The organism is Bradyrhizobium sp. HKCCYLR20261 (genome assembly GCF_051168435.1).
GTDB lineage: Bacteria > Pseudomonadota > Alphaproteobacteria > Rhizobiales > Xanthobacteraceae > Bradyrhizobium.
In genome coordinates, this window is record NZ_JBNPUZ010000018.1 from 1 (window position 1) to 23531 (window position 23531).

Here is a 23531-nt window from a genome sequence, read left to right on the forward strand (position 1 = left end):
GGGGTCCCAGGAAAGACTGGTGCTCGGGGCACCCCCACCCCCGACCCCTCCCCGCAAGGGGGAGGGGAGCAGAGCGGTTCGCGTCGCTGCGTGCTCGTGTCCCACGTGCAGACGGGAGCAGCGTGATGTCGCGTGTCACCCTGCTCGCCCTGCAACTGCTCGTCGCCGTCGTCGCCATCACCTTGTGGCAGTTCCTGGCCACCGTGCCGGTGTTCGGCCGCATCCTGCTGCCGCCGTTCTTCTTCTCCAACCCGGTCGACGTGTTTGCCCAGGTCGTCAAATGGTTTTCGACCGGCACGATCTGGAAGCATCTCGCGATCACCTTGTGGGAGTCGATCCTGGCGTTCACGATCGGCTCGCTGGGCGGCGTGCTGGTCGGGTTCTGGTTCGCGCGCAAGCCGCTGGTCGCCGCCGTGTTCGACCCTTACGTCAAGATGGCCAACGCGCTGCCGCGCGTGGTGCTGGCGCCGATCTTCACGCTGTGGCTGGGCCTGGGGATCTGGTCCAAGGTCGCGCTCGGCGTGACGCTCGTGTTCTTCATCGTGTTCTTCAACGTCTATCAGGGCGTGAAGGAGGTCTCGACCGTGGTGCGCGACAACGCGCGCATGCTGGGCATGAGCGAGCGGCAGCTGATGCGCCATGTCTACTGGCCGAGCGCGCTGTCGTGGATGTTCTCCTCGCTGCACACGTCGGTCGGCTTCGCGGTGGTCGGCGCCGTGGTCGGCGAGTATCTCGGCTCGGCCGCGGGCCTCGGCTATCTCATCCAGCAGGCCGAGGGCGTGTTCGATGTCGCCGGCGTGTTCGCCGGCATGTTCGTGCTGTCGGCCTTCGTCATCCTGATCGACATCTGCGTCACCTTGGTGGAACGCCGCCTGCTGGTGTGGCGCCCCGACGCGGCGGATGGCCGATGATCGGGCGAACTTCTAAATTCACAGCGACACGCCTAATCTGACCAACGACATGAACGGAGGAAACCAATGAACAAGATCATCGGCCGGGTGACCGGCGCGCTGCTGGCGCTGACGCTGAGCACGGGGCTGGCGAGCGCGGCGACGAAGGTGACGATCGCGGTCGGCGGCGGCGCGTGTCTGTGCTATTTGCCGACGGTGCTCGCCAAGCAGCTCGGCGAGTACGAGAAGGCCGGGCTCGACGTCGAGCTGGTCGACCTCAAGGGCGGCTCGGACGCGCTGAAGGCCGTGCTCGGCGGCAGCGCCGATGTCGTCTCCGGCTATTTCGATCATTGCGTCAATCTCGCCGCCAAGAAGCAGGAGATGCAGTCCTTCGTCGTCTACGACCGCTATCCGGGTCTCGTGCTCGTCGTCGCCCCGTCGCACAACAAGGAGATCAACTCGGTCAAGGATCTCGCCGGCAAGAAGGTCGGCGTCAGCGCGCCGGGCTCCTCGACCGATTTCTTCCTGAAGTACATGCTGAAGAAGAACGGCCTCGATCCCGCAGGCACGGCCGTGATCGGCGTCGGCCTCGGCGCCACCGCGGTGGCGGCCATGCAGCAGGGCCAGATCGACGCGGCGGTCATGCTCGATCCGTCGGTGACGGTGCTGCAGGGCGCCTATCCGGACCTCAAGATCCTCTCCGACACCCGCACCCAGCACGACACGCTGGAGGTGTTCGGCGGCGAATATCCCGGCGGCGCGCTGTATTCGACGGTGGCCTGGATCGCCGGCCACGAGAAGGAGACGCAGGCGCTGACCAACGCGATCGTCGCCACGCTCGGCTGGATCCATTCGCATACGCCGGAGGAGATCATGGCGAAGATGCCGGAGGAGCTGGTCGGCAAGGACAAGGCGCTGTATCTGGCGGCGCTGAAGAACACCATCCCGATGTACTCGCAGACCGGCAAGATGGACCCGAAGGGTGCGGATGCCGTGCTCGCGGTGTTCTCGACCGGCTCGCCCGAAGTCGCCAAGGCCAATATCGACGTCAGCAAGACGTTCACCAACAAGTTCGTCGAGCAGGCCAAGGCCGCGAAGTAGGGATGACCGACGTCGTCATCCATCGCGTCACCACGCTCGACCTCAAGGTCGAGCCGTGGGACTGGCCGTTCGCGCGAGAGCGCCGCGACGACATCGCGGCGCATTTTGCCGAGCGGCAGCGCGAGAAGCCCGGCCTGTGGAACGGCCGTATCCTGCTCGGGCGCAATGCACGCTTCGATCACGGACAGTTCTCGGCCAGCTATTTCGAGACCGATTTCGCCAGCCTTCTTGCCTGGCGCGACTGGGGCTGTCCCGACCGCACGGCCTTCAACGGCTTCGGCATGGGCGCGTTGCGGTCGAGCGATGGCGCCTTCGTGCTCGGGGAGATGGGCGCGCACACGGCCAATGCGGGCCGGCTGTATTTTCCCGCGGGCACGCCTGATCTCGACGATGTCGATGGCGGCACGATCGATCTCGCCGCCAATGTCGCGCGCGAGGTCGAGGAGGAGACCGGACTCGCACCCTCCGACTATGTGTCGTCGGCGCATTGGGACTGCGTCGTGACCGGCGCCTCGATCGCCTTGATGCGTGTGCTCGACGCCGCCGAGACCGGCGACGTCCTGCAGCGTCGGATCGAGGCCAATCTCGCCGCGCAGGACGAGCCGGAACTCGCAGGTATTCGGCTCGTTCGAACGAGGAACGACCTGACGGCCGCGATGCCGCGCTTCGTCACCGCCTTCCTCGAAACGCAGTTTGCCGCCGGAGAGCCGTCCCCATGAGCAAGACAGCGCGCACGCTCGCCAGCGAGCTCGACGACTACATCTCGCCGTTCCGGATCGACGGCGGCCACAAGTTTCATCTGAAGTCGCACAAGACCAAGGTGAAGGGCGGCCTCGACAAGGAGCAGGGCGAGGCGATCATCGAGCAGAACCGCAAGCGGCTCGCCGACTTCCAGGAGAAGCTGTACGCGCAGGACCGCTGGTCGGTGCTGGTGCTGCTGCAGGGCATGGATGCCTCGGGCAAGGACAGCGCCATCAAGAGCATCTTCGAGGGCGTCAATCCGCAGGGCTGCGAGGTGACCTCGTTCAAGCAGCCGACCTCCAAGGAGCTCGACCACGACTTCATGTGGCGGACGATGCTGGCGCTGCCCGAGCGCGGCCGCATCGGCATCTTCAACCGCTCCTACTACGAGGAGTGCCTGGTCACGCGCGTGCACCCGGAGATCCTGAAGGCCGAGAAGCTGCCGCCGAAGCTCGTCACCAAGAACATCTGGCGCGAGCGCTTCGAGGACATCTCCGCCTTCGAGCGCTACCTCACGCGCAACGGCACCGTGATCCTGAAGTTCTTCCTCAATATCTCCAAGGAGGAGCAGCGCGAGCGCTTCCTCGACCGGCTGGAGCAGCCGGCGAAGAACTGGAAGTTCTCGATGGGCGACGTCACCGAGCGCGCCAAGTGGAGCCGCTACCAGGCGGTCTATCAGGACATCGTGCGCCACACCTCGACGGCCCATGCGCCGTGGTACGTCGTGCCGGCCGATCACAAATGGTTCGCGCGCGTCGTGATCGGCTCGACCATCGTCGCCGCGCTGGAAAGCCTCGATTTGCATTTCCCGCGCGTCGATGCCGGGGCGCGCGAGGAGTTCAAGGCCGTGCGCAAGGCGCTGGAGAACGAAGGCAAGGGCGGGAAGAAAAAGCGGGAGTGAGTGGTGCAAGGTGCTGACCTCGCCCACCGTCGTCATTCCGGGGCGCGCGTAGCGCGAGCCCGGAATCCATAACCCCGACCGCTTATGAGCGGCGAGCTGCTGCCACGGCGAGTCGCTGAAGCAACACCGCCTGTGGCTACGGATTCCGGGCTCGCGCTGCGCGCGCCCCGGAATGACGGAGGAGGGAGCGGCGCGTACATCGACGAGCTGCGCGGGGCGAGGGGTAGAGCTCGGCCGCTTAAATCTTCTGGTGCCTCACCTCACGCCGCGCCGGCCTGGCGGGCGCCTTCATCCACCGTCAGGAACCGCCGCGCGAAATCCTGGGCCGGCATCGGCTTGCCGAAATGATAGCCCTGGCCCTGCGCGCAGCCGAGCCGGAGCAGGAAGTCCGCGGTGGCCTGGTTCTCGATGCCCTCGGCGATCACCGACAATCCAAGCTGGCTGCTGAGGCTCACGGTCGAGCCGACGATGGCGGCGTCGTCTGACTCCGTCAGCACGTCGCGCACGAAGGAGCGGTCGATCTTCAGCCCGTCGAGCGGAAACTTCTTGAGATAGCTGAGGCTCGCATAGCCGGTGCCGAAATCGTCGAACACCAGGCTGACGCCGAGCGCCTGCAGCCGGTTGAAGGTCTGCAGCACGCCGGGCTCGTCGTGCAGCAGGATGTCCTCGGTGACCTCGAGCTCCAGCAGGCTGGGCGATAGGCCGGTGACGGTCAAGAGCTTGCTGACGAAGGCGGCGAGATCGCCGGTCTGGAACTGCGACGGCGACAGGTTGACGCCGACCCGGATGTCGTGGCCGGCGAGCTGCCACTCGCGCGCCTGGCGGCAGGCGGTCGCCATCACCCAGGTCGCGACGGCCTCCGACAGCGGCGAGGTGTTGACGACGGGGATGAAGTCGCCGGGCGGCACCAGGCCGCGGGTCGGATGCCGCCAGCGGATCAGCGCCTCGGCGCCGATCACGCGGCCGCTGAGGAGGTTGACCTGCGGCTGGTAGAACAGCTCGAACTCGCGGCGTTCGACGGCGAGCGTCAGCTCGGCCTCGAGCGTCAGCCGCCGCTCCAGCTCCTCGCGGATCTCGGTTTCGAACATCACATGGCTGCCACGGTGGTCAGTCTTGGCGCGGCACAGCGCGAGGTGCGCGTTGCTGAGCAGTTCCTCCGCGCTCTGTCCGCCCTCCGGATGCACGGCGACGCCGAGGCTGATCCTGACGCGCTGCTGCCGGCCGCCGGCCTCCAGCGGTGTCTCGAACAGATGCGCGAGATGCGCGGCCAGCTCTGTGACGGTGCCGCCGGTGGCGGAGCAGGGAATGGCGACGGCGAACTCGTCGCCGCTCAGCCGCGCCACGCGCCCCATGCGTCCGATCTCGCCGGCGAGCCGCTCCGCCGCCGCGCGCAGGACGTGGTCGCCGAAGCTGTGGCCGAGCATGTCGTTGATGTGCTGGAAGGCATCCAGGCCGATTACCAGCAGCGCGACCCGGTCATTGGCCGCGTCCGCCGTCGCGATCATCGCCGCCAGGTCCGCCTGCAGCGTGTGGCGGTTGATCAGCCCGGTGAGCGTGTCGTGCTCGGCGAGATAACGGATGCGTTCGGCCTCGCGCTTGCGCAGGGAGATGTCGCGCAGGATCACGCCATATTGCAGCCCGTCAGGGCCCTGCCAGGCCGAGACGCTGGCCTCGACCGGAAACACCTCGCCATCCCGGCGACGCCCGTCGAACTCGACCGTCGCACCGCCCGGCAGCAAGGTTGCCGGCAGCGCCGCCTCCTGATGCGGGAACAGATCGTCCCCGGCGTTCTCGTCGGCGCGCAGCCGCGCGAAGGGCTGGCCGATGATCTCCTCAGTGCCATAGCCGAAGATCGCCACCGCTCCGGGATTCCACACCGTGATCCGCTTGTCCTGGTCGGTGCACACCAGCCCGTCGCCGATCGACATCGCGATCCGCTCGAACCGGCTCTCGGCGACGTGGCGCAGCAGGCCGCGGAAGTCGATCTCGTCGAGCGCGGTCGCCACGAGATAGGCGAACAGCGCGATCTGCAGCAGCGACGTGTCGAGCACCACGGCATAGCGATCGTGCAGCAGCAGCGCGACGGTCTCGATGCCGATGCCGATGAACCCGATCAGCAGGGCGCGTCGCGCGGCTGACAGATGTCGCCAGCTCGCCAACATGACGACGACGAGCAACAGCAGGGCTCCGACGATGGCCGCGGTCGAGGTCGTGAGCAGGGTGCGATGCTGGATGATCGATTCCGCTGCCAGGACCTGCAGCACGACGCCAGGAAGCACGCGGCCATTGGGGACGCTGTAATAGTCGCTGAGCTCGATCGCGGTGGCGCCGACGATCACCCGCTTGCCCTTCAGCGCGGCCAGCGCGGCGGCATCGCCCCGGAGCACGTCGACATAGGACACTTTCGTCAGGGATGACGCGTCGATGCCGTAGTCGATGAGGAATGGGCTGTCCTTGATCGCGTCGCTGCCGGCGAGGAAAGCGCCCATCGACTGCACGAATGTCTTGCCGTGCCCGATTTCGCAATACTCGCCGAACGCGTAGCTCCTGACGCGGCCATCGCGGGCGACCTCGATGTTGACGAGCGCCGACCATGCCGTCGTCTCGAACTGCGGCAACGGCCGGTTGATGTGAATGCCCGCATCCTTGCCTGCCGCGCTGAGCTGCTTGAACGCAGGCAGCACCACGGTGCCGCTGGCCCTCTGCAGCCCTTCGAGGAAGGCGTGGTCGGCCGCCGCGTTGGACGGAGTGCTGAAATCGATGTCGAAAGCGACCTCGCGCGCACCTGCGCGCTGCAACTGGTCCAGCAGAAGGGCATGGTTGGTGCGTGGCCACGGCCAGACGCCGATGGCTTCGATCGAGCGAGGGTCGATGGCGACGATGGCGATCTCGCCGCTGGCGGGCCGCTTGTCCAGCCGAAAGCGCAGGTCGATGAGCGCATGACTGAGGAGGTCGTAGCAGCCGGACAGCCCCACTGTCAGCAGCGCAACGACCACCAGAATATGCGGCATGAACCGCCTGAACATTCCCCCTCCCGAGTGCCCGCGGAGCCGGCCCAGATGCCCGCTCGCGCGATAACCGATCTCATCCTGTCCCCGACTGCAGGACGTCGAACCGCCCTGACAGCTCCGTCTGATCAGAAGGCCACGACGTCCCGTGACCGGAATGCTGTCGCATCAGTCCTTGTTGTGACCGTAGGCATGGCCGCGGCCACGGCCGCCGCCGTGGTCGTCGTCACCGCTGTTGCCCCGGCCGCTATTGCCGCTGTTTCCGCTATTGCCATGGCCGCTATTGCCATGGCCGCTATTGCCATGACCGCTGTTTCCGTTGCCGCCGTTGTTGCCGTTCCCAGCTCCGTTGCCGTTGCCGTTGCCGTTGCCATTGCCGTTGGCGGCGGCAGCCACCGCGGCTCCGTTCGAGCCGTTATTGCCTGCGGATGCCGCAGGCGAGCCGATCGCGGCACTGATGGCCGCAGCTACCGAGGAGTCTCCCGATGCGCCGCTGGCGGCCGCTGCGTTGCTGGTCGCATTGCCATTGCCGCCGCGCGCTTCGCTCCAATTGCTGCGGCCGGCTCCCGGCGCACCATGAGCGCCATGGGCGAGGCCGCGCGTCGCCTTCTGGATGTTCAGATTGACCTCGCCGAGCGACGTCGAGATGCGCACGACGTTGGGCCGGGCGCCACCATGGGACGTGGTCGCCGACGGCTGCTGCGCGGCGGCCGAGGTCGCTGCGCGCGGCACGGTGGAATTGGCGTTGAGCGCGTGAATGACGCTGCCCTTGGCTTCGCGTGGCGCCTGCAGACCATCGCGCGGCACCGGAATGCGATCGATGGTCGGCGCGCGCGGGCGGCCCTGCTCGATCGGGCTGAAGGTGCCGGCGCCGGACAGTTTGAGACCGGAGGCCCCGTTGAAGGTAGCGGCAGCCTGACCGGGCATGATCTGGGCGATCTGCCCCGTCTTGAAATCGGAGACCTGGACCTGGCCGCGGCTGACCTCGACCTTGGTGCTGCGGCCGCTGACCGTCACGGTGAACTGGGTGCCCTTCACGACGGCAGCCAGATACGGGGTCTCGACCTCGAAATGCTGCACGTTGCGCTTCTCGACATCGAGCAGGATGGAGCCGGCGCGCTGCAGGATGGTGGTCGCCATGCCGTCCTTCGGGGCGGCGGGCAGGCCGACCTCCGAGTTCGGCGCGATCACGATGACCTCTTCGCCGCGGGTCAGGCGCACGCGGCCCGCTGGTCCGGTGCGGATCGTATCGCCCGGCTTGAGCTCTTCGTCGCGGCCAAGCGAAACTTGGCTGGCGCCCTTCGAGGTGACCCAGACTTCGCCCGAGGATTTGCTCACCAGCCACGGTTCACCGTCGGCGGCGAACGCGACGGGCACCGCGGCGAAAAGCGACGCGGCAATCAGTCCAGTTCGCAGGAGATGCTTGGATGACATGGCTCGAACTCGCGTCGTTGGCGGCCTTTGAAACTAATCGAAATGTTTCAAGAGACCCTTATGAGTTGCGGCCCGCTTTCCTTCGCGCATTTACGCTTCATTGACCTTAACAAACTAAGAACGAAGGATGCGTGTGGGTTGTGTCGAGGGAACTGGGAGGATCGCGGGTTGGCCCAGCAAGGCGGCCGCACGCAACGGTTCGCGACGCCTGAACGGGGCCGCGATCGTCCTCGGCATTTCGGTCTCCGCATTGCTGTTCGTGGCCGGCGCCGAGGCGCAGCAGGTCAACCAGCCCGGCTTTGATCCCCGGCAGACGGAGAGGTATCTCGACGAGCAGCAGCGGCGCTCGGCGCAGCCGGTTCCGCCGCGGCCGCGTGCGCCGCAGTTCGCACCCCAGGGCGGGGGCGGCGACGTCAAGCCTCTGTTTACCCTGCGCGCGGTTGCCCTGACCGGCGCGTCGGTGCTGCCGGCCGACCAGCTTGCTTCGGCCTATCAGCCCTATCTCGGCAAGCCAGTGTCGCAGGCCGACCTCGCGGCGATCGCGACGGCGATCAGCGACCAGTACCGCGCCGCCGGCTATCATCTCAGCCGCGCGATTGTTCCGCCGCAGGACATCAGCAATGGCCGGGTCCGGATCCAGGTCATCGAAGGCAGCATCACCGAGGTCAGCCTCAAGGGAACGGGCGCGGAGGAATTCGGCGTCCGGCCGATGCTGGACCCTGTCCTCGCCGAGAGCCCGTCGCGCCTCACGACGCTCGAGCGCCAGCTGCTGCTGATCAACAGCCGCGGCGGCGTGCGCCTGGTCGATTCATCGCTGGAGGAGATCGGCGGCACCACCGGCCGGTTCCGCCTGGTGATCGAGCTGCAGACCTGGCACGTCTACGGCTTCGCCGGCGTCGACAATCTGGGCTCCTCCACCGTCGGTCCGTGGCAGAGCTATGCCACCGCCGCCTTCAACTCCTATCTGTTGCCGGGCGATACGCTCACCGCCAACCTGTCGACGACCCCTGGCGATCCCAGGCAGCTCGCGTTCGGGCGACTGGCCTACGAGGTGCCCGTCGGCACCGACGGCGCCTATGTCGGTGGCTCCGCGCTGTACAGCGAGGTGCGGCCGGGCGACATCAGGCGCCGGTTCAACGACAACACGGTCACCGAAACCTATGAGCTGCGCGGCGGCATCACGCCGATCCAGTCGCAGCGCGCCTCGCTGCGGCTGAACCTCGCGGCCGCCTTCAGCGAGGTGACCGAACGGGACGTGTTCGGCGTCTGGTATCGCGATCACATCCGCACCCTGACGGCCACCGCCGACTATCGTTGGAAGGATGATCTCGGCGGCGACAGCTATCTGACGCTCGCCTACAAGCAGGGCCTGAACGTGCTCGGTGCGACCCGCGCCGGCGATCCCTTGGCCTCGCGCGATACCGCGTCGCCCACCTTCTCGGTCGTCAACGGCTGGTTCACGCGCTACCAGACCTTGTCGGACGCCTGGTCGCTGAAGCTCGCCGCCGCCGGCCAGCTCGCCTCGGGTCCCCTGTACAATTCGCAGCAATTCTATCTCGGCGGTTTCGCCTATGGCCGCGGCTACGGCAGCGCCGAAATCAGCGGCGACAATGGCGTGGCCGGCACGTTCGAGGTCCGCTTCGAGCAGAAGCCGGACTGGACCTATCTGAAGAGCTACCAGCTCTACAGCTTCTTCGATGCGGGGCTGGCCTGGAACGACGGCTTCCGGCCGTCCGACGGCGTCGCGTTGACCTCGGCGGGCGGCGGCGTGCGCTTCACCTTCCCGAACGACTGGCGCGCCGATCTCGGCGTGGCGTTCCCGCTCAGCTACCGCGCGCCCGACAATTCAACGCGCGGCGCACGCCTGCTGCTGTCGCTGTCGAGCGTCCTGAAGCTGTGCCCGCAGCGCGGCCAGGGGCCTTGCATCTAGACGATCCTATCTTGGAGCCGGCAGTTGTTTCGGGTTGAGCTTTCGCCGTCACCACGGCTGTCATGCTCCGCGAAAGCGGGGCATCCAGTACTCCGAGGCAGAAGACATAGAACCGAGGTGTCACGGCGTACTGGATCGTCCGCTTTCGCGGACGATGACAGCGGGGGCTACATGATCAATGTGCCAGGATGTTGGAGGGGTCATCGAGGCCCCTCCAGTGCTCCAATCAGACCGGCTTGCCCGAGCCGTGGAACAGCCGGCCCTTCTCGGTGATCAGCACGATGGCGAGTGCGCTGGCGGTGCAGGCCAGGAAGCCGGCTGCGAACGGCAGCGGCGTGCCGTTGAAGGCCTGGCCGACGATGGCGCCGGCGCCCATGCCGAGCAGCGTGGTGATCGAGCCGTAGAGCGAGGACGCGGTGCCGGCATTGGCGCGCTGCGGCTCCATCGCGAGCGCGGTGAAGTTCGCAAACATCAGGCCGAACGAGAACATCATCCCCGCGGACAGCAGCATGAACAGCCACAGCGGCAGCATGTCGAGCATCGCCGCGCTGAAGCAGGTGAGCGCGATGACGACGCTGCCGACCAGCGCGCTGTGCGAGATCATGCGCATGCCGAGCCGGCCGACCAGCCGGGCATTGAGGAAGCCGGCCACGGCGATGGTCACGGCGATCGCGGCGAAGGCGACGGGGAAGTAATGGCCGAGATGATAGACGCCGGTGAACAGCTGCTGCGACGACAGCACGTAGCCGAGCACGGCGCCGAAAATGCCGCTGGCGGCGAGCGCGTAGCCGAGCGTCTGGCGGCTGGTCAGCGTGTGGCGGAACGAGGCGCCGATCGCGGCGATCGAGAACGGCTTGCGCTCGTTTTCGGGCAGCGTCTCCGGCAGCCGCAGCGCGGCCCAGATCAGCGTCACGATGCCGTAAAGCGTCAGCACGACGAAGATGCCGCGCCATTGCGTCAGCAGCATCACGGCCTGGCCGAACGCCGGTGCGATCACGGGAATGGCGATGAACACCATCATCGCGAGCGACACCACGCTCGCCATGCGGCGGCCGGCGTAGCAATCGCGCACGATCGAGGTCGCGATCACGCGCGTCGCCGCGGTGCCGAGCCCTTCCAGCACGCGCGCGAGCAGCAGCAGCTCGAAGGACGGCGCGGCGATCGCGAGCAGGCTGGCGATCGCATACACCACCATGCCGCCGATCAGGACCGGGCGGCGGCCGTAGCTGTCGGACAGCGGGCCGATCGCGAACTGGCCGAGACCGAAGCCGATGACGAAGGCCGACAGCACTGTCTGCACCCGGTTGGCGACATCGATGTGGAAGGAGGCGCCGATGTTCGGCAGCGCCGGCAGCATCATGTCCATGGCCAGCGGGTTGAGCGCCATGATCGCCGCGACCACGATGACGAACTCCGTGAAGCCCATCGGCCGGTGGCGAACGAGTTCGAGATCGGCGCTGGTATCGGTCAAGGGGAGGGCCTTCCTGGAGACGGTGGCGCAGCAAGCGGATGGATGCTCCGATAAGTAACGCAGTTGTTGCGCCGCACAAGGCGTGTTTCGGAATGGCTGATCATCGGACCGGGCGAGCGGGCTGGCGCGAATGTGACCGCGCGTGAGCTGCCGAAAATTGCGCCATGGACCGACCGATGGTAACGCCCGTGTGATCAGGCGGGTCAGCGGATGAAAACCTACAAGATCGTGGTCTACGTGCCGGAGGCCGATGGCGAGGCCGTCCGCAGCGCCATGGGCGCGGCCGGCGCCGGGCGGATCGGCAATTACGATTACTGTTCGTTTACCCTGAAGGGCATGGGCCGCTTCCGGCCGCTGGCCGGCGCCAATCCCGCGATCGGTACGGTCGGCCAGCTCGAGACGGTGGAGGAGGAGCGCATCGAGACGGTGTGCGCTGCGGACAGGCTCAAGGCCGTGCTCGGCGCGATCCGGGGCGCCCATCCTTACGAGGAGCCGGCGATCGACGTCTATCCGCTCGAGGTGGTGGACTAGAATGGCGATGCAGGGTGGGAAGGCGCGCCGGTTCGGTGCGCTCCTGATGACGATGTTGATGGTGATGGCGGCCCCGATGGCCGCGGCACAGGACACAGCCCCGGCCGATCAGATCTCGGCGTTCCGGCTCAAGAATGGCGAGGGCCGTGTGACGCGCGACGCCACGCTCGACCGGATCGCGATGGAGCAGGCGCGCGCCATGGCCGAGAAGGACGATCTCAGCCACGAGGTGCTCGGGCCGTTCACGCGCCGCGTCGCGCCGTCGAATGCGGGGCGGGCCGCCGAGAACATCGCCTATGGCTACGACAATTTCGACGAGACGCTGGGGCAGTGGATCAACTCCGCCGGCCACCGCAAGAACCTGCTGCTGCCCAAGGCGACCAAGGTCGGCATCGCCAGCGCTAAGACGGCCAGCGGCAAGCGCACCTATTGGGCGATGGTGATCGCCGGCGACTACGAGACGGACAAGCCGAAGGGAAGTCCAAAGAGCAAGGGCAAGGCGGTCGTCGCGCAGACCGCGCCGAAATCCGACAAGAGCGGCGCCAAGACTGACACCAGGCCTGACACCAAGACCACGACGCGCTGGGGCGCCAAGCCGCCGGCGTCGAAAGACTGTCACCTCAACATCAAGTTCATCGGCCTCTGCATCTGAGCTGTTGCGCAGGTCAGAGCGGCTGCTTCTTCAGGTGCAGGTAGCCGGGATCGAACTCGCCGATCGCGCATAGCCGGCCCCAGTCAAACACGGTCAGCAGGCCGCTGCGGAAATCGACGGCGCGGCTCGCGCGCAGCTCGACCAGCGTGCGGTTGACGGTTGCGATCGCCATGCCGAGCGCCTCGCCGAGCTGGACCAGGCTGACCGGCAGCTCGAGCCGATCGTCATGCGCGAGCTCGAGCGCGCGGGCGCGGTAGAACAGCTCACAGAACAGATGCGCCATGCGCGCCGGCTTGGTCCGCGCGCTGTTGTTGGTGATCGCCTCTCGGAAGATCGCGGCATCGATCAAGGTCTCGCGCCAGATCGCGAAGCCGAGCCCCGGCCGCCGGGCGATCACACGGGTCAGCTCCTTGTGCTGAATGCCCGCGACCAGGGCCGGCCCGATCGCGCAGACCGCGTGGTCCATGCGATCGACGAACAGCGCCTGGGCGTCCGGCCAGTCGCCGGCCATGTGGAAGGACAGATATTGCCGTCCGCCGCCGGATAGCAGGTGATAACGCGCCACCCAGCCGGACAACACCACCACCGATTTGTCCGGCTCGTCGCCCTGACGAATGAGGTCCTCTTGATCGGGCAATTCGCGCGGCGCAAAATTCAGGTTCCTGATTTCGGTGATGTCGTCCCCCGTCAGCCGGGAATGTTCCCGCAGCTTGTTGATGACGATCCTGTCGGCTTCCATCGGAAATCAGGCCCTCTGATCCTCTCGGATATCAAATGAGACGATGGCCTCGCCGGTTCCTACTAAGGTCGGGTATGGTATCAGAGGATGCGGAAGCGAGTTGCCGGTCGCCGCATCGGGAGAACAGCCGTGCCCCACATCGCGTTCCTCTACCGGCTCCGCCGATTGTTCGGCGGTTCAGGCCCGCATATCGAGACCATCGCGTCGGCGCTGACGGAGGGCCGTCTTCGCCAGCCGGCGCATCCGATGTCGGATCAGGAGCTGTCGCGGGCGATCCGCGAATTCCAGAGTCTGCCGCCCAGCGAGGAGAGCCTGAAGAAGCTGGCGGAGCGGCTCGGCGCGACCGAGCCCAAACCTCATTGAGGGCAGGTCAGCATGCGGCGGCGCCGCGCGCCCGGGGCTCGGCCAGGAACAGCACCAGCTGCACCAGCTCATCCTCCAGGTCGCGGGTCTCGATCAGGTGGTGCTCGCGCATGACAGCGGTTCGGATCGGGCCGAGCGCCGATCTGATAAGGATGTAGCGCCGCGCTGGCGGCAGCGCCTCGCTGTCGAGGTCGAGCGCCTCGATCAGCCGATCGGTCATGCGATCGACCATGTCGTGCAGCGCGCGCTGCAACTCGACGTCATGGCCGAACAGCACCAGCAGATGCCGCCGCACGCGGTGGCGGCCGGCAAACGGTGCAAATCCCTGGCGCACCGCCGCGCGCACGATCGCCTCGCGGCCGAGTCCGCGATGCGCCGCCAGGGCCTCGGCGAACTGCGCCTCCTGGCGGGCGAACTCGCGCAGCGCCAGCGCGCGCAACAGCGAGGTCTTGTCCTTGAAGTAGCTGTAGAGCGTGCCGATCGAGAAGCCGGCGCGTTCGGCGATGGCGTTGGTGTTGACCGCCTTGGCCCCGTCGCGCTGCAGAAGTTGAGCGGTTGCCTCGAACAGCACGTCCAGCGTCTGCCGCGTGCGCTTCTGCACCGGGTTTTTACGAAGCATTTCAGGCGCTTCCTGCATCGCTCGAGTCTCGGTTGAGAGTTCTGGAAATCGAGTAGGCGTTCTGGCGGGGGCGGGTTAGATCGGAGCCCGCATGCGGGCGGCCCGTGATGGTCGGTGAGTACGGGCCGAGCCTGCGTGCACCAGGATGAACCTCATTTGAACGAAGGATCTGATTGCCATGCTGCGCGTCGTATTTCCGTTTGTGGCCCTCATCGCCGTCTCCCAATGTCTCGTGTCGCAAAGCGCGTTCGCCGGCAACCGCGCCGCCGCGGACAGCTGCGCCGCCAAACTGTCGCCGGTGGCGAAGCAGATCTATGACGTCACCGCGCCGGCGATCGGCCCGGACAGCGTCGTCAAGGACGTCATCGTCGAGCGTGTCCGCCCGCTGGTGATGGCCGGCAAGTTCGATCGCGACACCGCGCGCACCAACGCGACCCCCGCTGGTGAATGCCTGGTGCTGCTGAAGTAGGTCGCAGCCGACGAGAAGAGGTTGCAGGCTGCGGCCCTGACATGAGGTCGCAGCCGGCTCCGCTCCGGTGCGTCCCCGCAGGAACCCGGCTTGGCAAGTCCGGCCGAGTCGCGCATCAATGCCTGATGCTCGATCTCCTCGCCCGCCATTGGGTCGCCGGTGCCGTGTTCATGGCCGCAGCGCTGCTCGCGCTGGTGCCGCTGCTGGCGGCCGACTGGCCGCTGGCGCTGCTTTTGATCTTCCTGCATTCGCCGGGCTACATGATCCACCAGGTCGAGGAGCACACCGGCGACCGCTTCCGCAGCTTCGTCAACAATGTCATGTTCGGAGGGCGCGAGGCGCTGACCACGGGCGATGTGCTGTGGGTGAATTGCGGCGCGGTATGGGGCATCGATCTCGCCGCGCTCTATGTCGCCTGGATCGCCGGTCCCGGCTGGGCGCTGGTCGCGCCCTATCTGATGCTGGTCAATTCGCTCGGCCATATCGGCCCGGCCTTGCGCTTCCGCGGCTACAATCCGGGCCTTGTCACCGGCATCGTCGTGTTCATTCCGCTGGGGCTGGCGACAGTGCTCACCATTCCCGCGACAGCGGCGCAGCATGCGCTCGGCTTCGGCCTGTCGCTGCTGCTGCACGTCATCATCGCCGCCAATGCCATCCGGCGCGCACGGCACGCCGCGGTGGCCTGAGCGGTCTATTCGCCGGGCACGAGCTGGATCGTCTGAGCCATGGGCTGCGGCCGTCGTAGGCGCCGGCGGGACAGATAGAGCAGCACACCGGTCACGGCGAACAATGGCATCAGCGCCGCCGCGAGCATGAAGACGAGCTGGCCCGGCCAGCCGAGGATGCTGCCGCGGTGAATGTCGAGGATACGCGCCAGCACGCGCTCGCCGGTGGTCTTGTCGGCGTAGCGGTCCGCCGAGATCAGCCGGCCGGTCGCGCCGTCGATGCGGAATTCGTCGCGGCGGCCGTCATGGTCCTCGCTCGGCCAGGCGCGCACGCGCACGGCGCCTCCGCCGGCGGGCAAGGTCAGCTGCATCACGGCGAAGCGGTCGCCGATCTGCTCGCGCACCGTGGTCCACACGCGATCGAGCGAGACCGTCTTTGCATCGGCCGCCTCCGAGCGTCCCTCGCGCGGCGCCTTAGCCGCCATCGGCGCCCGCGATGGCGCCAGCAGCCAGGTCAGGCCGTCCTTGTACCAGGCGTAGGAGTAGGACAGTCCGGTCAGCGCGATCACCAGATACACCGGCAGCAGCCATGTGCCGATCACGCTGTGCAGCGAGCGATGCAGGCCGCGGCCGCGCAAGCCCAGCTGCGGCTTCAGCCACAGCTTCGCGCTGCTCGCGCGCTTCGGCCAGCGCAGCACGATGCCCGTGATCAGCAGCACGAGAAGGCCGAGCACGGCGGCGCCGGTGATCTGCCGGCCGGCGCCATTGCCGTCGCCCGGCAGTAGCAGCCAGCGATGCAGGTGGCGCACGGTTTCGAAGAACGCCTCGCCGCGAGGCTCGCCGAGCACGCGGCCGTCATAGGGATCGGCCAGCAGAGACGAGGGACGGCCGCCGGCATCGTTTCGCGCGAAGCGGATGCGCGCGGCGACCGAGGGATCGCGCGACAGTGTGATCGCCGAGATCTTGCCGAGCGCGGGATCAGCCTGCAGCCGCGCGACGAGCTCGGCCGGCGCAAGCGGAGCCTCCGCGCGCGGCGTGACGTGGGCCAGCGTGGCGTTGAGACCGGCCTGGATCTCGTCCTCGAAACCCATGATCGCGCCGGTGACACCCATCAGCGACAGGATCAGCGCCGCGACGAGGCCGAGGACGGAGTGGATCTGCAGCAGCGCGGGCTTGATGCGGAATGACGTCACGCTGTGTCTCCGGCTAGAACTTCACCGTCGCCGACAGCGACACCCGCCTCGCGTCGCCGACCGCGACATTCAGCGCGCTCACCGCCGACGGGTAATAGACGTTGTCGAACAGGTTCTTGACGTTGAGCTGGTAGATCACCGGCAGGTTCTGGTGCCTGGTCTCGTAGCTCGCGAACATGTCGGCGACGACGTAGGACGGCAGCACGAAACTGTTGGCGGCATCGCCGGCGCGGTCGCCGACATAGCGTGCGCCGCCGCCGAGTCTGAGCTGGCCGGGCAGGGCGGTGCCGAAATCGTAGACGAGATAGAGCGAAGCGGTGTTGAGCGCGACGTTCTGCAGCCGGTTGCCGCGATAGACCGGGTCGTCGGTGACCCGGGCATCGGTGTAGCCGTAGCTGCCGATCATGGTCCAATGCTCGGCGATCTTGCCGGTGACGTCGACCTCGGCGCCGCGCGAGCGCACCTTGCCGGCGGTGGTGTATTCGACGACGTTGCTGGCATTGGTCTGCGACACCAGCACGTTCTGCTTGTCGATGTCGTAGAATGCGACGGTGCCGGACAGCCGCTTGTCGAGGTCGAACTTGAAGCCGGTCTCCCACGCCGTACCCTGCTCGGGCGCGATGTTGGAGCCGAGCACCACGCCGCCGCTCAGGGGGGCGATCATCGAATTCGGCTTCAGGCTTTTCGTGTAGCTGGCGTAGAGCGAGAATTGCTCGGTCAGCTTGAGGATGGCGCCGCCGAGCGGCAGCACCGTGTCGGCGGCGACGTCGGTGTTGGCCTTGAACGGCCGGCCGCGGCCGGCGAGCTGCTCGTAGTCCATGTAGCGGACGCCGCCGACGAAAGAGAGCTTGTCGGTGACGTGCAGCGTGTCCTGCACGAACAGCGAATATTGCCCGAGCTTGTCGGTCTGTTCGCTGTCCGAGGCGGAGATCGTCGTGCCCGGCTGGATCAGCCCGTAGACCGGATTGTAGACGTTGAACGAGATCGATTTCGGCACGGTCTGGCGGATCAGGTCCTGGCGATAGATCGTGCGATATTGCGCATCGCCGCCGAACAGCACCTCGTTGCGCAGGCCGCCGATCCAGAACGCGCCTTGAACATAGGACGTGCCGTAGCTGACCCGGCTCAGCGCGCCCCAGGTGCCGTCATTGCTGCGGGTCTCGTTGCCCTTGGCATCGATCGCGGTGATGCGCAGCTGGTTGGAGCTCGAGCTCTCGGTGTTGTAGCTGTAGGCGGCGGTGAGCTTCCAATCCTCGTTGAGCTTCTGCTCGACCGAGGCCTGCACCAGGTCGGACTGCCCCCACGTGTTGTTATAGGGCTCGTCGAGCCGCCGCGTCGCGGGGATCGCGAGCGGCGCGCCGTTGATGAAGGCGGTGCCGCGATCGAACGGGGTGATGAACTCGCGGTGCTCGTAGTTGAGCTGCACGGTCGTCGTGTCGCCGTACCAGGCCAGCGACGGCGCCACCAGCATCTCGCGATGCCGGCCGAAATTGCGCCAATAGTCTTCGCTGACACCATAGCCGATGAAGCGATAGGCGAGGCCGCCATCTCCGATCGGGCCGGTCACGTCGAGCATGCCGTCGGCGCCTGTCCTGTTGTTGGCATAGGCCGAGCCGAGCAGCGTCACCGAGCCGTGCTGATACAACTCCGGGCGCTTGCTGATGGTGTTGACGATGCCGCCGGGATCCATGATGCCGTACAGCAGCGACGCCGGGCCCTTGAGCACCTCGACGCTGTCCACCGCAGCATTGAGGCTGCGGCTCTGCACCAGCGGCAGGCCGTTGCGCATGATCGAGCCGTCGCGATTGTCGCCGAAGCCGCGGCGCATCACCGCATCCTGCGTTCCTGCCAGCGTGTTGGCCTGGGTGACGCCGCTGATATTGGCGAGCGCATCGTCGATGTTGCGCGGCAACTGGTCTTTCAGCACCTGCGACGGCACGACGTTGACGGATTGCGCGGTGTCGAGCGGCGAGGCGCCGGTGCGCAGGGTCGTCGCGCTTGGCATCGCGCGATAATTGAGCTTGGCAGCATTGAGCACGACGGCCTCCGCTGCGGCGCGCTCCGCGCGCGTCGGCGTCGGCGGCGGCTGCACGCTGCGTCTCTGCTGCGCGACGCGCGCTTGGCGCTGCGCCGGTCCGGCGGCGACCGTAGGCTTGCGCTTCGCTGCCGGCGCGTCGACCGTCACCGGCGGCAGCGTGACCTGTGCATTTGCGGGAGAGGAGCAGCCGAGGTCTGCGGTCAGGGCACTCACGAGCGCAATCGCGCCATACATACCGGTCCGGGTGAAAACCTCGCGCCGGCTATTGTCGTCTGTCATCGTTCACTGCACTTCCAACGTCGCGGCGGTCGAGGTGACGGTCGCTTGACGTGAGGTCTAGCAATGCGATGCGGCAAAGAACACGGCGCGGGTGCTTGAATCCTTCTAAGTCATCGGGTGTTTCGTTGTTGGAATTGAATCGAACTTGCGCCCCGCGCGGCGTCTTTGCGGCATCGTACGCCGCGTGATCATCGCGCGCCGCATGACCGTGCAAACTGCGCGGTCTCTGCGCAAACGACAGCGCTCCATCCGCTCTGCGGAGGGAGCGCCGTGCGTTTCATTTTCCGGAACTAAGCGCGCGATCTCAGCGCTTCGGAGCCATCGTGCCCGAATGCGGGCTCATCGTGCCGGTGGTGCCTTTGCCCGTCCCGTCGCTCATGCCGGTCGCGCTGCCGCTGCGACCGCCTGTTGCGGAGGTGTCGGTGCCAGTTGCGCCGCGGCCCATATTGCTGCCGGTAGTGCCGCTGTCATGCGGCTGCCCCATGCCGGGGCTGGTCGCAGTGCCGGATCCTCCGGTGCCGGTGTTGGCGCCGGCGCCGCTGCTGCTCTGAGCGAGGGCGAGTGAACTCGTCAGCGCGAAGGCGGCGGCGAGAGCGAGCGTGGTCGTTGTCTTCATGATGAAACCCTTTCTCTGCGTGTATCTGGAGCTAACGGGCCGGCGTTGCGGCCGTTCCAGACGACGTCATGCGCCGCCACCGTGTCGGCTAGTCGCAGCACTCAGCTCAGCCGCTGCCTCTGTTGTCGTTGTGGTCCTGGAACTACTCGGTCATGGCCGAGCAGCCGTCACACCCGAGCGCTCGGCCATATCGCATGCCGATCTGGGTTGCGAACGATGAACGTCGCAAAGGCCGCCGCGCGTCTACTGCGCCGTGGCGAGCTCCAGCTCGGCCGGCTTGTTCGGGCCGACGAGCGGAATCTCGAGCGCGATGCGCGTGCCCTGCTGCACCTCGCTGTCGAGCTCGATGCGGCCGCCGAGCGTGGAGACGACGAGGTTGAAGGCGATGTGCAGGCCGAGGCCGGCATTGCCCTTCTCGCGGCGCGTCGTGAAGAACGGATCGAACACCCGGCCGCGCACGTGATCGGGCATGCCGACGCCCTCATCGGCGCATGTGATGCAGACCGAGCGGTCCAGCGGCTGCGCGACCTCGACCGTAAATACGCCGCTCATCTCGCCGGGATAGGCGTGCGTGGCCGCATTGAAGGCGAGGATGCTGATGACCTGACCAAGCGCGCCGGGATAGCTGGTGAGCATGATGCCATCGGGGCAGGAGAGGGCGACCGTGAGGCCCTGACGCGCCAGCAGCGGGCGCAGCTTGGCGAGGTGATCGCTCAGCCAGCTCTGCAGTTCGAAGCTTTGCCGCGTTTCGTTGGCCTGGTCGACGGCGACCTGCTTGAAGCTGTGCACCATCTCGGAGGCGCGGTGCAGGCTCTGCGTCGTCAATTGCAGGCCGTGCTGCAGCCGCTCGACGCCGCGCGTCAAATCCGAGCGGCGCACCGGGCCGCCGCCGAGCATGCGCGCGATCGCCTCGACGTCGTCCTCCATTGCCGTCGACGTCGTCAGCGCCAGCCCGAGCGGCGTCGAGACCTCGTGGCCGACGCCGGCGACGAGCTGGCCGAGCGAGGCGAGCTTCTCCGCCTGCACGAGATGCGCCTGCGTCGCATGCAGGTCGCGCAGCGAGGCTTCGGAGCGTTCCTTCTCGCGCTGCAGCGCCTCGGCGGTGCGGAACTGCTTGCGGGCCTGAACCTCGCGCGCGCCGACCGCATAGAGCGACAGCAGGCAGGCATTGCCGACCAGCGAATGATCGATGAAGCGCAGGCCCGGCGGCAGCGGCTCCGGCGCGAGGCTTTCGGCCACCGCCAGCGCACCCCAGCTCGTCGCGCAGAAGATCGCATGGGACCCGGTGCGCAGCGGCAGCATGGTCGAGACGAACAGGATGACGATGATCATGCCGGCGGCGGAGTAGGTGAAGCCGGAGGGCAGCACCCAGTAGATCGTCGGCAGCACGCAGCCGGGAATGACGCAAAAGACGAGTTGAATGGGCTCGGCCCATTTGCGCGCCGGCGTCGACAGCAGCGCCGTCAGCGGCAGCAGCACCAACAGCGCGGTGCCGCCGCGGATCTTGAGCGTCGTCGGCACGATCTCGGGGTAGAGCACGAAGTCCCAGAGCGTGTAGCCGGCAAAGGTGAAGGCGCCGAGCAGCATCGCGATCTGGGTCCAGGCGATGTTGCCATGGACGAAATGGTCCACGAAGCGCCGTTCCTCCACGGCATCCTCGAAACGCAGCCCCAGGCGCTCCAGCAATCTCAACATTATGCCACCGCAATCGAAAAACGATTCCCTACCGCCAGCCGTGAGCCGCGGCGGGAGGGCAGACATACACGAGATGGGTCGGCTGAGAAAACGACGTGAGATCGCATCCGCGGCTTGGAGCACGTAGAGCGCTATTAGAATGCTTCCAAATCTAGCCGCGCGGCATGGCGGAGGCGGCGCCAGCCATGCAGCTCAGAGACGCCGCCTTCGGACTAATCCCGCTTGCCGCTGGTGATCGTGATGTCGCGGCCGTCTCTCGCCTTGGCCGTAATCGCCAACCGGTCGTCGCCGAAGGACAGCGTCCACTTCGACTCCACGCCTTGTGCGAGATACTGCAGATCGACCACGAAGGTGTGGTCGTCCGTCCAGGCTCCCTTCATGGCCCGATAGGAGAACGGCACCACGAGCGTCTTGGGGGCGTTGGTGCGGTAGAGGTCATCGAGTCCGATCGGGTTGTCCAGGCGCAGCACACCGTTCGGCGATGCCTGGTCATAGATGTCCCAGCTCACATGTGGAGGCGCATCGTCGAGATGCAGTGTGATCGTCTTGAACCTGAGCGGGCTCTCCGCGAAACTGTAGGTCCGCGCTGATACGACGGCGGCTTGGGCAGGCGCCACCGCCACAGTGCCGGGCTTCTCAACGGCCGCATCCCGCACGGCCTTCTGAAGTTGCGCGAACGAATCCGGCGCCGGCGCCAGGGCCGCGTCGGATTTCACCGCTCCGACGATGTCAAGAGCGAGCTGCTTCATCGGGCAGAAGTCCCGAGCCGTCATCACTGCGACGATGTCGGACCGCGGCAGCATCATGATGATCTGGCAATGATAGCCGACCGACATGAACACCTGCTGCTCGGGCAGCGACCAGAACTGGTTCGCATAGCGCAGCCCGGGCTCGAATTTCGTCTGCATGTCGACCTCGGCGTGATTGACCGCCTCGATCCAGTCGGGCGGCAGCAGCTGCTGCTCGCCCCACCGGCCGCCGCGCAGATACAGATAGCCGAACCTCGCCATGTCGCGCGGCTTCAGCAACAGCCCGAAGCCTCCCGTCGACAGTCCTTGCGGATCGCGCGTCCAAATCGGCGGCTTGATGCCGAGCGGCCTGAACAGTTTTTCTTGGGCGTAGTCCTGCGCGGTCTTGCCGGTCAGCTTGGTGATGATCGCTGACAGCAGATGCGAGTTGCCGCTGTTATAGTAGAAGCTCTCGCCGGGCGCTTGCGCCATCGGCTTGTCCAGGATGTATTTCACCCAGTCGGGCGCGCGTCGCAGTTCCTGCAGCGATTGTTCCGCCCCGCTGCCGAGACCTTCGTCCCAATCCAGACCGGAGGTCATGTTGAGGAGATGACGGACGGTGATCGCCTGTTTGCGCGCATCGAGATTGGCGATCTCGCGATCCCGGAAGAAATCCACGACCGGATGATCGAGGCTGTCGAGCACGCCGTCCTTGAGCATGATCGCGATCAGCGAGCCGGTAAGCGCCTTGGTCGTCGAGTTCACCGCATGCGGGAGATCCGCGCGATAGGGCGTGTAGTATGCGTCGAGGACGATCCGGCCGTGGCGCACCAACGCAAGACTGTCGAGCCGCAGGCGCGTGCCGGACTTGACCAGCCGCTCCAGCGCAGCCGAGTCCATCCCTTCGTCCTCGGGCACGGCGTTGGCCCAGTCGGGTTGGGGAAAGCGGGCGAGGCTGATGTTCTCGGCCACGGCCTCGCCGTTGAAGAGACCGGCGGTCAACAGCGCCGCAAACAGCATAGTCCCGGGACGCACCATGTCGAGTATCCCCCGATGAACGCCATCGATGATAGGGTATCAGGAGACCACAATCCATCGAAGATTGTGTGACGGTCGAGGCACGCCGCAAGAGCGGCTTGCCCTTTGCTACACCGGGCACATCTGTGAATGCTTTAGAGCCGGGCCGGCCATCTTTGTGCTGCGTGCACGATCGCCAGGATCTCAACACTTCTTGGCGTCAAGCGGTAGGCAACGATGTACGGAAGATCGGTCATCACGAGTTCGCGGGTGCCGGCGATCCGCCCTGGCCGTCCCTTCGCGGGATGCTCGGCAAGGGAGTCGACGCCGAGAACGATAAGTGCGACGACACGCGCTGCTGCGGCAGGACTGTCCTGGGCAATGTAAGCGCCGATCTGATCGAGGCGACTTAGCGCCCGTCTGGTCCAACGAATCTTTCGCCGGCTCATCC

Annotated in this window: 21 protein-coding genes; 10 read left to right on the forward strand and 11 right to left on the reverse strand. The window is 66.6% G+C overall.

Going from position 1 to position 23531, the window contains the following annotated elements:
• Positions 1-125 precede the first annotated feature (125 nt).
• The 4 genes from ACQR1L_RS29095 to ACQR1L_RS29110 all read left to right on the forward strand — a co-directional run bounded on the left by ACQR1L_RS29095 (position 126) and on the right by ACQR1L_RS29110 (position 3633).
• Entirely contained in the window at positions 126-911 is a 786-nt protein-coding gene (locus tag ACQR1L_RS29095; RefSeq protein ID WP_434861358.1) for an ABC transporter permease, read from the forward strand.
• Between the two features lie 66 nt (positions 912-977).
• Positions 978-1991: an ABC transporter substrate-binding protein gene (locus ACQR1L_RS29100; RefSeq protein ID WP_434861359.1), complete on the forward strand. Its 1014-nt coding sequence runs from the start codon at positions 978-980 to the stop codon at positions 1989-1991.
• 2 nt (positions 1992-1993) lie between these two features.
• Complete coding sequence (locus ACQR1L_RS29105) at positions 1994-2710, forward strand: NUDIX hydrolase (RefSeq protein WP_434861360.1); 717 nt, start codon at positions 1994-1996, stop codon at positions 2708-2710.
• Positions 2707-3633, forward strand: a complete 927-nt coding sequence (locus ACQR1L_RS29110) for a polyphosphate kinase 2 family protein (protein WP_434861361.1) — start codon at positions 2707-2709, stop codon at positions 3631-3633. The genes ACQR1L_RS29105 and ACQR1L_RS29110 overlap by 4 nt, the downstream gene beginning before the upstream one ends.
• A gap of 260 nt (positions 3634-3893) precedes the next feature.
• On the opposite strand, the gene ACQR1L_RS29115 is transcribed toward ACQR1L_RS29110, so the two are convergent.
• Positions 3894-6659, reverse strand: a complete 2766-nt coding sequence (locus tag ACQR1L_RS29115) for an EAL domain-containing protein (protein ID WP_434861362.1) — start codon at positions 6657-6659, stop codon at positions 3894-3896.
• A gap of 150 nt (positions 6660-6809) precedes the next feature.
• On the reverse strand, positions 6810-8075 hold the full coding sequence (locus ACQR1L_RS29120) for a FecR domain-containing protein (RefSeq protein ID WP_434861363.1): 1266 nt from the start codon (positions 8073-8075) through the stop codon (positions 6810-6812).
• A 127-nt stretch (positions 8076-8202) separates the two neighbouring features.
• Here ACQR1L_RS29120 and ACQR1L_RS29125 point away from each other — a divergent pair, with 127 nt between their 5' ends.
• Positions 8203-10005: a ShlB/FhaC/HecB family hemolysin secretion/activation protein gene (locus ACQR1L_RS29125; protein ID WP_434861364.1), complete on the forward strand. Its 1803-nt coding sequence runs from the start codon at positions 8203-8205 to the stop codon at positions 10003-10005.
• A 226-nt stretch (positions 10006-10231) separates the two neighbouring features.
• Here ACQR1L_RS29125 and ACQR1L_RS29130 read toward each other — a convergent pair whose 3' ends face one another.
• Complete coding sequence (locus tag ACQR1L_RS29130; RefSeq protein ID WP_434861365.1) at positions 10232-11476, reverse strand: multidrug effflux MFS transporter; 1245 nt, start codon at positions 11474-11476, stop codon at positions 10232-10234.
• A gap of 210 nt (positions 11477-11686) precedes the next feature.
• Between ACQR1L_RS29130 and ACQR1L_RS29135 the strand changes: the two genes are divergently transcribed.
• Together ACQR1L_RS29135 and ACQR1L_RS29140 are read left to right on the forward strand one after the other, a co-directional pair.
• Positions 11687-12007: a hypothetical protein gene (locus tag ACQR1L_RS29135; RefSeq protein ID WP_434861366.1), complete on the forward strand. Its 321-nt coding sequence runs from the start codon at positions 11687-11689 to the stop codon at positions 12005-12007.
• 1 nt (position 12008) lies between these two features.
• Entirely contained in the window at positions 12009-12659 is a 651-nt protein-coding gene (locus tag ACQR1L_RS29140) for a CAP domain-containing protein (protein ID WP_434861367.1), read from the forward strand.
• Between the two features lie 13 nt (positions 12660-12672).
• Here ACQR1L_RS29140 and ACQR1L_RS29145 read toward each other — a convergent pair whose 3' ends face one another.
• Positions 12673-13398, reverse strand: coding sequence for a Crp/Fnr family transcriptional regulator (locus tag ACQR1L_RS29145; protein WP_434861368.1), 726 nt, complete (start codon positions 13396-13398; stop codon positions 12673-12675).
• Between the two features lie 129 nt (positions 13399-13527).
• Here ACQR1L_RS29145 and ACQR1L_RS29150 point away from each other — a divergent pair, with 129 nt between their 5' ends.
• The gene (locus ACQR1L_RS29150) at positions 13528-13761 is read left to right on the forward strand and encodes a hypothetical protein (protein ID WP_434861369.1); all 234 of its coding nucleotides are present in this window, start codon (positions 13528-13530) and stop codon (positions 13759-13761) included.
• A 7-nt stretch (positions 13762-13768) separates the two neighbouring features.
• Here ACQR1L_RS29150 and ACQR1L_RS29155 read toward each other — a convergent pair whose 3' ends face one another.
• On the reverse strand, positions 13769-14380 hold the full coding sequence (locus ACQR1L_RS29155) for a TetR/AcrR family transcriptional regulator (RefSeq protein ID WP_434861370.1): 612 nt from the start codon (positions 14378-14380) through the stop codon (positions 13769-13771).
• Between the two features lie 178 nt (positions 14381-14558).
• Between ACQR1L_RS29155 and ACQR1L_RS29160 the strand changes: the two genes are divergently transcribed.
• Positions 14559-14849, forward strand: coding sequence for a hypothetical protein (locus ACQR1L_RS29160; protein WP_434861371.1), 291 nt, complete (start codon positions 14559-14561; stop codon positions 14847-14849).
• Positions 14850-14974: 125 nt separating this feature from the next.
• Complete coding sequence (locus ACQR1L_RS29165) at positions 14975-15535, forward strand: HXXEE domain-containing protein (protein WP_434861372.1); 561 nt, start codon at positions 14975-14977, stop codon at positions 15533-15535.
• Positions 15536-15540: 5 nt separating this feature from the next.
• Here the strand turns inward: ACQR1L_RS29165 and ACQR1L_RS29170 are convergent, their stop codons facing one another.
• From ACQR1L_RS29170 to ACQR1L_RS29195, 6 genes are all read right to left on the reverse strand, one after another.
• Positions 15541-16707, reverse strand: a complete 1167-nt coding sequence (locus ACQR1L_RS29170; protein ID WP_434861373.1) for a PepSY-associated TM helix domain-containing protein — start codon at positions 16705-16707, stop codon at positions 15541-15543.
• 13 nt (positions 16708-16720) lie between these two features.
• Positions 16721-19024, reverse strand: coding sequence for a TonB-dependent siderophore receptor (locus tag ACQR1L_RS29175; RefSeq protein ID WP_434861374.1), 2304 nt, complete (start codon positions 19022-19024; stop codon positions 16721-16723).
• Between the two features lie 304 nt (positions 19025-19328).
• Positions 19329-19640: a hypothetical protein gene (locus ACQR1L_RS29180; protein ID WP_434861375.1), complete on the reverse strand. Its 312-nt coding sequence runs from the start codon at positions 19638-19640 to the stop codon at positions 19329-19331.
• 243 nt (positions 19641-19883) lie between these two features.
• Positions 19884-21335, reverse strand: a complete 1452-nt coding sequence (locus tag ACQR1L_RS29185; RefSeq protein ID WP_434861376.1) for a sensor histidine kinase — start codon at positions 21333-21335, stop codon at positions 19884-19886.
• Positions 21336-21547: 212 nt separating this feature from the next.
• Positions 21548-23101, reverse strand: a complete 1554-nt coding sequence (locus ACQR1L_RS29190; RefSeq protein WP_434861377.1) for a serine hydrolase domain-containing protein — start codon at positions 23099-23101, stop codon at positions 21548-21550.
• Positions 23102-23235: 134 nt separating this feature from the next.
• Positions 23236-23529 (reverse strand): type II toxin-antitoxin system RelE/ParE family toxin, encoded by a 294-nt coding sequence (locus ACQR1L_RS29195; protein WP_434861378.1) that lies wholly within the window; start codon positions 23527-23529, stop codon positions 23236-23238.
• Positions 23530-23531: the final 2 nt, after the last annotated feature.